Consider the following 11,097-nt stretch of genomic DNA (forward strand, 5'->3'; position numbering starts at 1 on the left):
CCGAGGCCATGCGGTGCGTGGCGGGACCCCCGGTGCAGGTGCACGAGGAGCTGCGCACCTACCTGCGCCGCCTTCGCGACCGGGGGCTGGCGGACGCGGACCTGGACCCCGAGACGGGCGCCAACCTGCTCATGGGGTCCCTGTTCGCCGACGCCATCGCCCGGGACGCCGTGCCGGAGCGGTACGTCTACGCCCCGGACGACGCGCCCGAGCGGTACGTAAAGCTGTTCCTCCGGGCCATCGGCGCAACGCCGGTGCAGCCGGAGCCTCCCGGCCGCGAGCAGGCGCGCGCGGCCGGGTCCTGATCCCGCAGTCCGAACCGATTCTCCCGACCTGACGGGGACCGATCGATATGAGGACCCTTTCCTGGCCCGGCCGCGCCCTGCGCGGCGCCGCCCTGCGCGGCGCCGCCCTGGCGGCGGCGCTGCTCATGGCGGCGCCCGCGGCCGCGCAGCCCGACCTGGCCGCGCAACGCCCCCTCACGCTGGAAGAGGCCCTGCGCCTGGCCGAGGACGCCAGCGAGCCCGTGCAGATCGCGCGGGCGGGGCTCACCCGCAGCCGCGGCCAGCTGGTGCAGGCCCGCGCCGCGCGCCTTCCCCAGCTCAACGGCAGCCTTGCCTACTCCCGCGCCCTGGCCTCGCAGTTCGAGGGGCTGGGCGGCGGCGGCACGGACACCACCACGGCGTCGCCGCCCCCGCAGAACTGCGGCGGCGCCTACACCCCCGACCCCACGCTTCCCCTGGCGACGCGGCTGGACTCGCTGGAGCACGCCTTTCAGTGCGCCAACAGCGGCAGCCCGTTCAGCGGCTTCGGCGACCTGGGGTTCGGCAGCGAGAACACCTGGCAGATCGGCCTGAGCCTGTCGCAGTCGCTGTTCAGCCCCCGCATCGGCGCGCAGAACCGGATTGCCGAGGCGGGCCGCGCGCGGGCGGAGATCGAGCTCAACAGCCAGCGGGCGCAGCTGGCCCTGGACGTGACCCAGGCCTACTACGACGCCGCCCTGGCCGACCGGCTGGTGACCATCGCCGAGGCCACGCTGGCCCAGGCCGACACCACCCTGTCGCAGGTGCGCCTGGCCCGGCAGGTGGGCAACCAGCCGGAGTTCGACGTGCTGCGGGCCCAGGTGCAGCGCGACAACCAGGTTCCCGTCGTCATCCAGCGCCGCGCGGATCGTGACCTCGCGTATACCCGGCTGCGCCTGCTGCTGGACCTGCCGGCCGACGCGCCCCTGGACCTGACGACGACGCTGGAGGAGACGCGGGCCGTCCCCGTGGCGCGCTTCGCGGCCGACGAGGGGCTGCTGGGCGACACGAGCGTCGTGAACCGCGCGCCCGTGCAGCAGGCGGCTACGCTCGTGACCGTGCAGCAGAACACCCTGCGCGCCACCCGCGCCCAGCGCCTGCCCACGGTGAGCCTCACGTCGCAGTACGGGCGGGTGGCGTACCCGGGCGGCCTGCTGCCCGAGTGGGACCAGTTCCGCACCAACTGGACGGTGGGCGCCCAGCTGAACGTGCCGCTCTTCACGGGCGGGCGCATCCGCGGCGAGGAGCTGGTGGCCGAGGCGGACCTGCTGGAGGCGCAGGCGCGCCTGCGGCAGGCGCAGGACGCCGCCCGGCTGGACTCGCGCACGGCCTTGGAGCGGCTGGAGGCCGCCCGCGCGCAGTACCAGGCCAGCGCGGGCGTCGTGGAGCAGGCCGCGCGGGCCTACTCCATCGCCGAGGTGCGGTACCGCGAGGGGCTCAGCACGCAGATCGAGCTGAGCGACTCGCGCATCCTGCTGCAGCAGGCGCAGGCCAACCGCGCCGTGGCCGCGCGCGACCTGCAGATCGCGCAGGCCCGCGTGGCGCTGCTTCCCTACCTGCCGCTGGGCGGCGGGTCGGCGGGCGGGGCCACGCAGCAGACCCAGCAGCAACAGCAGCCGCAGCAGCAACAGCAGCCCCAGCAGCAGAACTCGGCTGCGGGCCAGGCATCGGCGTTCACCGCGGGGGGCGAGTGATGATGGATAGGACGACGTGGAGGACGGCCGGCGCCCTGGCGCTGGCCCTGGCCCTGGCCGCCTGCGGGCGCGACGGCGAGGCCGCCGAGCAGCCCAAGGGCGAGACGGGCGTGACGGTGGGACCGGAGGCCGTGTACGTGGCCGCCGTGGAGGAGATCGCCACGGGCCCGGCGCTGTCGGGCAGCCTGGCCGCGGAGCGCGAGGCCCGCGTGAACGCCGAGATCGGCGGCTTGGTGCAGGGCGTCTTCGCCGAGAAGGGGCAGGCCGTGCGCGCCGGCCAGCCGCTGGCCCGCATCGACGCCGCGGCCATCCGCGACCAGGTGCTCTCCGGCCAGTCGGCGGTGCGCTCGGCGGAGCTGCAGGTGGCCAACGCCCAGCGCAACGTGGACCGCAACGCCACGCTGGCCGCGGCCGGCGCCGTGGCCGACCGCGACCTGGAGACGGCGCGCAACACGCTGGCGGCGGCCCAGGCGCAGCTGGCCGGCGCCCGCGCGCAGCTGTCCAGCGCGCAGGAGCAGCTGGGCAAGACGACGGTCAGCGCGCCCATCTCGGGCATCGTGAGCGACCGCCCCGTCTCCGCCGGCTCCGTGGTGCAGATGGGCGGGCCCCTGTTCGTGATCGTGGACCCGGGGAGCATGCGGCTGGAGGCGTCCGTCCCCGCGGCGGAGCTGGGGCAGGTGCGCGTGGGCGCGCCCGTGCGCTTCACGGTCACGGGCTACCCGGGGCAGACCTTCACGGGGACGGTGCAGCGCATCAACCCCGCGGCGGACCCCGTCACGCGGCAGGTGCCCGTCATCGTCTCCATCCCCAACGCGCAGGGCACGCTCGTCTCCGGGCTCTTTGCCGAGGGGCGGGTGCAGTCCGAGGCGCGGCAGGGGATCATGGTGCCGGCCTCGGCCGTGGACGAGCGGGGGGTGCAGCCCCTGGTCGTCCGCCTCACGAACGGCAAGGCCGAGCGCGTGCCCGTGACGCTGGGCGTGCGCGACGCCGACACGGACCGGGTGGAGATCACGGGCGGCGTGGCGGCCGGCGACACGCTGCTGGTGGGGGCGGCCCTGGGCACGACGCCGGGGACGCGGGTGACCGTCAGGGCCGGGGCGGCCGCCGCCCCGGCCCGCTAAGGAGACCAGGACGATGTTCATCTCCGATTTCGCCATCAAGCGGCCCGTGGTCACCACGGTGACCATGCTGGCCCTGGTGGTGTTCGGCATCTTCGCGCTGCTCAACCTGGACACGGACGAGTTCCCGGAGGTGGAGGCGCCGTTCGTCTTCGTCTCCGTGCCGTATCCCGGCGCCTCGCCCGACATCGTGGAGCGCGAGGTGGTGGAGCCCATCGAGGAGGCGGTGGCGGGCATCAGCGGCGTGGACCAGATCCAGAGCCAGGCCCTGGACGGCTTCGGGTCCATCCAGGTGATGTTCGTCTACGAAAAGGACGTGCAGCAGGCCACGCAGGACATCCGCGACGCCATCTCGCAGATCCGCGGCGACCTGCCGCAGGAGATGGAGGAGCCCATCCTGGCCCGGTTCGACCCGAACGACCAGCCCATCGTCTCCATGACGCTCTCGTCGCAGACGATGTCGCCGGCGGACCTCACGCGCGTGGCGGATCCCGGGATCACCCGGGCCCTGCGCGGCATTCCCGGCGTGGCCGAGGTGCAGATGGTGGGCGGGATCGAGCGCGAGCTGAGCGTGGAGGTGGACCCCACGCGCATGCAGTCCGCCGGGGTGAGCATGCCCCAGGTCGTCCAGGCCCTGCAGACGCAGAACCTGGCCGCGCCCGTGGGCCGGCTCAACACGCAGCTGGAGGAGCGCACCATCCGGCTGCGCGGCCGGCTCACGGACCCGCAGGCGTTCGCGCAGCTGGTCGTCGCCTCGCCGCAGGGGGCGCCCGTGCGCCTGGGCGACGTGGCGCGCGTGCGCGACGGGACGGAGGAGGCGCGGTCGCTGGCCCTGTTCAACGGCCAGCCGGCCGTGGGCATCGACATCGTCAAGTCGCAGGGCTACTCCACGACGGCCGTGGCCAACGCCGTCATCGCGGCCGTGGACGAGGTGCAAAAGACGGTGCCGGCGGGCGCCAAGCTCGACGTCGTGCGCAACTCCGGCGAGCGGGTGGCCAACTCCGTCCGCAACGTGCAGCAGACGCTGGTGGAGGGCGCCCTGCTCACGGTGCTGGTGGTGTTCCTCTTTCTGAACTCGTGGCGGTCCACCGTCATCACGGGCCTGGCGCTGCCCGTGTCGGTGCTGGCCAGCTTCGTGGCCGTGCTGTTCTTCGGCTTCACGCTCAACACGATGTCGCTGCTGGGCCTGTCGCTGGCCATCGGCATCCTCATCGACGACGCCATCGTCGTTCGAGAAAACATCGTGCGGCACGTGGAGATGGGAAAGGACCACTACACGGCCGCGCGGGAGGGGACGGACGAGATCGGCATGGCCGTGGCGGCCACGACGTTCTCCATCGTCTGCGTGTTCGTGCCCATCGCCTTCATGGGCGGCCTGGCCGAGCAGTGGTTTGCCCCGTTCGCGCTCACCATCGCGTGCTCGGTGCTCGTGTCGCTGTTCGTGTCGTTCTCGCTGGACCCCATGCTCAGCGCGTACTGGCCGGACCCGCACCGCGAGGAGCACGAGAAGTGGTTCATCACCCGCTGGCTGGACAGCTTCAACCGCTGGTTCGACCGGCGGGCGGAGAACTACAAGCGCGTGATCGCGTGGGCGCTGGACCACGCCCTGGCCATGATCCTCATCGCCATCGGCACGTTCATCGGGGCGCTGGTGGTGCCGGCCAAGGGCATCTACGCGTTCCTGGCCGTGACGGCCGTGATCGCCGTGGCCGTGCTGGTCCTTACCTTCGTCAAGTTCCCCCGCGGCCTGGCGGGCGGGCTGATGAAGGGCGGGGTGGGCGTGATGGCGTTCATGGGGATCATCGGCGCCATCATCGTGGCGCCGGCGGGCGGCAAGCTGGGCTTCGAGTTCTTTCCCAAGGACGACAACTCGGAGTTCCAGGTGGAGATCGACACGCCGCCGGGAAGCAGCCTGGAGTACACGCGGCTCAAGGCGGAGGAGGTGGCCGCCATGGCCCGCGCCATCCCCGAGGTGCGCTACACCTACACCACCATCGGCGGGCAGGGCGGCTCGGTGGACCAGGGCAACGTGTACGTGCGCCTGCAGCCCAAGGCCGATCGTGAGCGGGGGCAGGAGGAGATCGCCAGCTCCCTGCGCGAGCGGGCCAAGGGCATCGGCGGCGCCACGGCGGCCCTGGCCACGGGCAACTTCGGCGGGCAAAAGCAGATCATGATCCAGCTGCAGGGCCCCGACATCGCCGTGCTCAACCGGCTGGCAGAGCAGGTGCAGGCCCAGGTGCAGCAGGTGCCCGGCGCCGTGGACATCTCCCTGTCGACGAAGGGGCAGAAGCCGGAGCTCACGGTGGACCTGAACCGCGGCCTGGCCGGCTCGCTGGGGGTGACGGCGGCGCAGGTGGCGCAGGCCCTTCGGCCGGCGTTCGCGGGGATCGACGTGGGGGACTGGGTGGACCCCAGCGGCGAGACGCGCGACGTGTACATCCGCTTCACGGAAGAGTCGCGCGCCCGCACGGCGGACCTGGAGCAGGTGCCCATCCCCCTGCAGGGGCCGCAGGGGCCCGTGACGGTGCCCCTGGGCCAGGTGGCCACGGTGTCGCGCGAGCTGGGCCCCGCGCAGATCAACCACCTGGACCGCGAGCGGGTGATCAACGTGGAGGCCAACACCGAGGGCCGCCCGCTCTCGGAGGTGGTGAGCGACATCACCAAGCGGCTGGACGAGAACGTCCGCATGCCCGTGGGCTACAACCGCAGCTTCGGCGGCGACACGGAGGACCAGAACGAGGTGTTCGGCCGCATCATGTTCGCCCTGGGCGTGGCGGTGATGCTGATGTACCTGATCCTCGTGGTGCAGTTCGGCAGCTTCCTGGACCCGTTGGCCATCCTGCTGTCGCTGCCGCTCTCGCTCATCGGCGTGGTGCTGGGGCTGTGGCTGGCGGGCAGCACGCTGAACCTGATGAGCATGATCGGCATCATCATGCTCATGGGCATCGTGGCCAAGAACGCCATCCTGCTGGTGGACTTTGCCAAGTGGGGCAAGGAAAGCGGGCTGGACCGGCGGCAGGCGCTCATCGAGGCCGGCGCCATCCGCCTGCGCCCCATCCTGATGACGACGTTCGCCCTGATCGCGGGCATGCTGCCCGTGGCCCTGGGCGAGGGCGAGGGCGCGCAGTTCCGGGCGCCCATGGGCATCGCCATCATCGGCGGCGTGCTCACCAGCACCCTGCTCACCCTGCTGGTGATCCCCACCGTGTGGGAGCTGCTGGACGAGATGCGCGAGGGCTTCATGGGACGTTTCCGTGGCTCGTCCGGTACGGGCGGGCACGGCGGCGGCCATGGGCACGGCGGCGGACACGATCGCACGGTGCCGCACGAGCCCGCCCGTGTGCGCCGCGAGCCGGAGCCCGAGCCGGCCCTGCGCACGGACATCGGCCCCAACCCCTCGCCGGGGATGGCGTAGGTCGAGGGCGATTGGCGGAGGTGGATCGGCGGGGCTGATCCACGAAGACTGATCGGCGGAGCAGGTGATGGAGGCGGGTCGGCGGACGGAGATCGGCGGAGGGGAGGGATGCCGGGTGCACGAGTTGGGTCCCCTCCGCCGATGGTCTGATCCGGAACGGCCGGTACCGGGCCGGAGCGGCTGAAGCCGCCGCAACGACTGCGGAAAGCCTCACAAACTGCGTGAGGCTTCAACGGCTCGGCGGCCGCCACCGGTGCACACGACACGACGTCTGCTGGGGCAGTCCGCGCAGGCGGACTTTGTGCCTTTCCAGCGGCGAATTCATTCGCTTCGGCTGGGGGAGGGCCGTTCCCGGATCAGTCCAGCACGGGCCCTGCGGACCCCCGCGTGGTCGCGCGAGATCATCTAAAGTGTTATATTGCAAACGGTTGAGTTGATTATTGGAAACTGATTAAGCATCTGTGTAGTACGTTTAGTATTGACTGAACGATCTTGGCTCATTATCTTTCGGACAGTGAAGGAGAGCCGGAATTCCGGCTTTTTGACGACAAAGAGGGGCGCGCGGCGATCCGCGGACGGAGCCTGCCACGTAATCGACGTGGGACAGGACGTGGATGCGGTGAACGCGGCGCGCCCAGGCGGGTATCAGCGCACCTTCGAGTGGCGAAGGGTGCTACCGGACCTCGACGGAGAGGCCGGCTTTCTTTGGATAGATCGAGCATGCAGACCACGCGCGAGGAGCCGGCCCAGGCGGGCGGCGTCGCGAAAAACCAGCCGGCTCCGGGGCGCCCCATGCGCCCCAGCCCGTGGCACATCCGGCGCCTGGGCGCCGTGGGCCGCGGGGCGGAGCGGTTCTTCGAGCACGCCGGGGGCATGGCCAACCTGGTGTGGCGCTCGCTGGTGTACCTGTTCACCGGCCGCATCCCCATGCGCGAGATCGCCGGCCAGATCTACTGGATGGGGATCGGCTCCATCCCCATCGTGCTCGTGACGGGCACGCTCGCGGGGATCGTGACGTCGCAGCAGGGCGGCTACCAGTTCACGGGCAGCGTGCCGCTGTACATCCTGGGCAGCGTGGTCACCAGCAGCATCATCCTGGAGCTGGGCCCCGTGCTTACGGCCGTGGTGCTCATTGGCCGGGTGGGCGCGCGCATCACGGCCGAGCTGGGCACCATGAAGGTGTCGGAGCAGATCGACGCCCTGCACTCGCTGGGACGCGACCCCGTGCGCACGCTGGTGGCCCCGCGCATCCTGGCCGGCATCATCGCCGTGCCCGTGCTGGTGGCCATCGCCGACGCCGTGGGCCTGTTCGCCGGCATGTTCGCCGCGCAGCTCACGGCCGGGCTGGGCTACCGCTCGTTCCTGTACGGCGCCGGGCTGTTCTGGCACAACTGGGACCTGTTCTACTCGCTGTCCAAGGCGCTCGTCTTTGGCCTCGTCATCCCGCTCGTCGCCAGCCACATGGGCCTGGCCACGCGGGGCGGCGCCGAGGGCGTGGGTCGGTACACCACGTCGGCCGTCGTGACCATGACGCTGGCGGTGCTGTTCCTGGACGCGCTGTTTCCCCCGCTGCTGCTCAACTGAGGAGGGATGACGATGAGCGGCGACGCGATGGTGGAGTACCAGGACGTATACAAGCGGTTCGACCACCCCGTGCTGGCGGGGGTGGAGCTCACGGTGGGGCGCGGCGAGACCATCTCGGTGGTGGGCCACTCGGGCACGGGCAAGAGCGTGCTGCTCAAGACCACCATCGGCCTCATCCTTCCCGACCACGGCGACATCATCGTGGACGGCGACTCGGTGGCCATGGCCAACCGGCAGTCGCTGGCGCGCATTCGCCGCAAGGTGGGCTACGTGTTCCAGAACGCCGCGCTCTTCGACTCCATGAGCGTGTTCGAGAACGTGGCGCAGGGGCTGAGCGACGAGGAGCAGCGGGACCTGGGCGCGCGCCGGCTGGCCGCCGAGGTCTCCACGGCCCTGGAGCACGTGAACCTGGACCCGGCCAAGGTGCTGGGCAAGCTGCCGTCGGAGCTGTCCGGCGGAATGCGGAAGCGCGTGGGGATCGCGCGGGCCATCGTGGGCCGGCCCGAAATCCTGCTGTACGACGAGCCGGTGACGGGGCTGGACCCCGTGAACGGCACCGTGGTCCACCGGCTGATCGCCCAGCTCGCCGAGGAGATGGGGGTCACGTCGATCATCGTGACGCACGACATCGAGGGGGCGCTGCCCATCAGCGACCGGGTGGCCATGCTGGACCACGGCCGCATCCGCTTCGTGGGCACCGCAGACGAGTTCCGCAGCAGCGACGACGCGCTCGTGCGCGCCTTCCTGGAGCGGGACGTCCCTGACTCCGACCTGATTGAGACCGTATGATTCAGCGCGCCGACGGCGCGGCTCCGGCCGCGCCTCGTAACCGACTTTCCCAGGAGGAGCTCCGGGCGATGGCTCCCGTACGCACGCCGCGCCGCGAGGTGCACGTAGGCATTTTCGTGGTGGTGGGAATCCTGGCCGTGCTCGCGGCCCTCTTCGCGCTCACCGACCCGGGCACGTTCCGCGGCCGCTACTACGTGTCCACGGTGGTCCAGGACGCGGGCGGCATCCGCAAGGGCGACCCCGTGCAGATGAAGGGCGTGAACATCGGCCGCATCCGCGACTTCGTCATCGACGGAAGCGGGGTGCGCATCACCATGGAGCTGCAGCACGACCCCGGCTACAAGGTGCCGGCGGACTCGCGCGTCTCCATCGTCTCCGGCGGCATCCTGCAGAGCATGGTGGCCGAGATCATCCCCGGCTCCAGCAAGGCAGAGCTGCAGGACGGCGCCATGCTGCCCTCGGCGGACTCGCCCACGCTCACGGGCACGGTCGAGACGCTGGGCGCCAACGCCGACACGGTGCTCATCCGGGCGCAGCAGCTGCTCAACCAGCAGACCATCAGCGCCGTGGGCGCCAGCGCGCAGCAGATGCAGCAGCTGCTCGTCCAGCTCACGCAGCTGGCCACGGATCAGCGGTCGCAGCTCAACGCGCTCACCAGCAGCCTGCAGCGCTCGGCGCAGGGGCTGGAGGGCACGGTGGCGGCCGTGAACCAGCCGGAGCTGGCCCGCGCCATCGCCCGGACGGACAGCATGTCCATCCGCCTGGACGCGGCCACGGGCTCGCTGCAGCAGGCCAGCCAGTCGCTGGCGACGCTCATGCAGCGCGTGGACAGCGGCGAGGGCACGCTGGGCCGGCTCACGCGTGACGACGAGCTGTACCAGAACATGAACGCCGCAGTCACCAGCCTGAACCAGCTGACGACGGACATCCGCCAGAACCCGCGCAAGTACATCAACGTCAGCGTGTTCTAAACGGCGGTACGAAGGTACGGGGTACGGACGGTACGGAACCTCGATCAGGTCGATGGACGTCAGGGCGGGCCCGGGGCATGTCTCCGGGCCCGCCTTCGTGCTTGGGCGGATGCGCTCCATCCGCTACCTTGTCGCCCGCCGGCACGGGCCGGCATTTCCCTGGACCCGGAGCGTTGGGAGATGACGATGACCGAAGGGGCGGTGGACCCGCGTTTTCCCGTGGGCCGCTTTCGCGTGGAGGGAGAGATCGGGGCGGATGAGCGCGCCGCGTGGATCGAGCAGATCGCACAAACGCCGGCGCGGCTGCGCGAGGCCGTGGCGGGACTGTCCGATGCGCAGCTGGACACGCCGTACCGCGACGGCGGGTGGACGGTGCGCCAGGTGGTGCATCACCTGCCCGACAGCCACCTGAACGCCTACACGCGCGTCAAGCTGGGCCTCACGGAGACCGATCCCGTCATCAAGCCGTACGACGAGGGGGCCTGGGCCCTGCTGGACGACTCGCGCGACACGCCCGTGGAGGTCTCGCTCACGCTGCTGGAGGCGCTGCACGCGCGCTGGGTGGTCCTGCTGCGCTCCCTCCCCGACGACGCGTGGTCGCGCACCGTCCAGCACCCCGAGAACGGGCGGATGCGGCTGGACTACGTGCTCGGGCTGTACGCGTGGCACGGCCGGCACCACGTCGCCCACGTGACCGGCCTCCGCGAGCGCATGGGCTGGTAGCAAAGGAAGACGAACCGCGACGAAAAGAAACCGCGACAACGGGATGCGTCCCGTGCTGTCATTCTGACGTCGGCGCGGCTGGATCCGTCCCGCGACGGATGCGCCGGCGGAAGAATCTGGTCGCGCCGCGCCCGGCACTCGCCCGTGCACGGGCCCCGTTCTCGGCGGGTGCAGGGAGACTGCATTTCCGGGCCGCGTCATCCTGAAGGAGCCACGAAGACGTTCGTCACGACGGAACTCCGGCGGCGACCGGAGGATCTTGTGTGCGAATCATGAGGCCGGCTTCCAGCACGGAAGCCGGCCTCACGTTTCGCGGGCAAGATCCTTCGTCGCCGCCATGGACCCTGCCGGGATCGAAATCGCGCGGCGGCTCCTCAGCAACTGTGTTTCAGACGGTGGCCGCGATCGCCGGATTCCAGGGTGTATTCGTGCGCGCCATCGTGTTCAGGATCACCAGCAGCTTCCGCAGACACGCGATCATGGCAACCTTGAACGGCTTCC

7 protein-coding genes and 2 pseudogenes are annotated in these 11,097 nt (G+C 70.9%); 8 read left to right on the forward strand and 1 reads right to left on the reverse strand.

The genetic code is table 11. From position 1 onward, the window contains the following. From VFZ20_RS23770 to VFZ20_RS23805, 8 genes and pseudogenes are all read left to right on the forward strand, one after another. A pseudogene (locus VFZ20_RS23770) lies at window positions 1–305 on the forward strand (hypothetical protein); the annotation flags it as partial. A gap of 47 nt (window positions 306–352) precedes the next feature. After that, complete coding sequence (locus VFZ20_RS23775) at window positions 353–1,996, forward strand: TolC family protein (RefSeq protein WP_329686444.1); 1,644 nt, start codon at window positions 353–355, stop codon at window positions 1,994–1,996. Beyond that, on the forward strand, window positions 1,996–3,117 hold the full coding sequence (locus tag VFZ20_RS23780) for an efflux RND transporter periplasmic adaptor subunit (protein ID WP_329686445.1): 1,122 nt from the start codon (window positions 1,996–1,998) through the stop codon (window positions 3,115–3,117). Before VFZ20_RS23775 ends, VFZ20_RS23780 begins: the two co-directional genes overlap by 1 nt. 13 nt (window positions 3,118–3,130) lie before the next feature. Next, window positions 3,131–6,529, forward strand: coding sequence for an efflux RND transporter permease subunit (locus VFZ20_RS23785; RefSeq protein WP_329686446.1), 3,399 nt, complete (start codon window positions 3,131–3,133; stop codon window positions 6,527–6,529). Between the two features lie 720 nt (window positions 6,530–7,249). Further along, on the forward strand, window positions 7,250–8,113 hold the full coding sequence (locus VFZ20_RS23790; RefSeq protein ID WP_329686447.1) for an ABC transporter permease: 864 nt from the start codon (window positions 7,250–7,252) through the stop codon (window positions 8,111–8,113). Between the two features lie 12 nt (window positions 8,114–8,125). Beyond that, window positions 8,126–8,902, forward strand: a complete 777-nt coding sequence (locus VFZ20_RS23795) for an ABC transporter ATP-binding protein (protein WP_329686448.1) — start codon at window positions 8,126–8,128, stop codon at window positions 8,900–8,902. A gap of 68 nt (window positions 8,903–8,970) precedes the next feature. Beyond that, complete coding sequence (locus VFZ20_RS23800) at window positions 8,971–9,873, forward strand: MlaD family protein (RefSeq protein WP_329686449.1); 903 nt, start codon at window positions 8,971–8,973, stop codon at window positions 9,871–9,873. Window positions 9,874–10,053: 180 nt separating this feature from the next. Continuing rightward, window positions 10,054–10,596 (forward strand): YfiT family bacillithiol transferase, encoded by a 543-nt coding sequence (locus tag VFZ20_RS23805; RefSeq protein WP_329686450.1) that lies wholly within the window; start codon window positions 10,054–10,056, stop codon window positions 10,594–10,596. A 388-nt stretch (window positions 10,597–10,984) separates the two neighbouring features. On the opposite strand, the pseudogene VFZ20_RS32995 reads toward VFZ20_RS23805, so the two are convergent. Then, a pseudogene (locus VFZ20_RS32995) lies at window positions 10,985–11,097 on the reverse strand (IS110 family transposase); the annotation flags it as partial.

It is taken from the genome of Longimicrobium sp. (assembly GCF_036280135.1).
In the GTDB taxonomy this organism is placed as follows: Bacteria; Gemmatimonadota; Gemmatimonadetes; order Longimicrobiales; family Longimicrobiaceae; genus Longimicrobium.

Coding starts and splice junctions, on each gene's coding strand:
- VFZ20_RS23780 (WP_329686445.1), top strand. CDS start 1,996: ATGATGGATAGGACGACGTGGAGGACGGCCGGCGCCCTGGCGCTGGCC.
- VFZ20_RS23790 (WP_329686447.1), top strand. CDS start 7,250: ATGCAGACCACGCGCGAGGAGCCGGCCCAGGCGGGCGGCGTCGCGAAA.
- VFZ20_RS23785 (WP_329686446.1), top strand. CDS start 3,131: ATGTTCATCTCCGATTTCGCCATCAAGCGGCCCGTGGTCACCACGGTG.
- VFZ20_RS23795 (WP_329686448.1), top strand. CDS start 8,126: ATGAGCGGCGACGCGATGGTGGAGTACCAGGACGTATACAAGCGGTTC.
- VFZ20_RS23805 (WP_329686450.1), top strand. CDS start 10,054: ATGACGATGACCGAAGGGGCGGTGGACCCGCGTTTTCCCGTGGGCCGC.
- VFZ20_RS23775 (WP_329686444.1), top strand. CDS start 353: ATGAGGACCCTTTCCTGGCCCGGCCGCGCCCTGCGCGGCGCCGCCCTG.
- VFZ20_RS23800 (WP_329686449.1), top strand. CDS start 8,971: ATGGCTCCCGTACGCACGCCGCGCCGCGAGGTGCACGTAGGCATTTTC.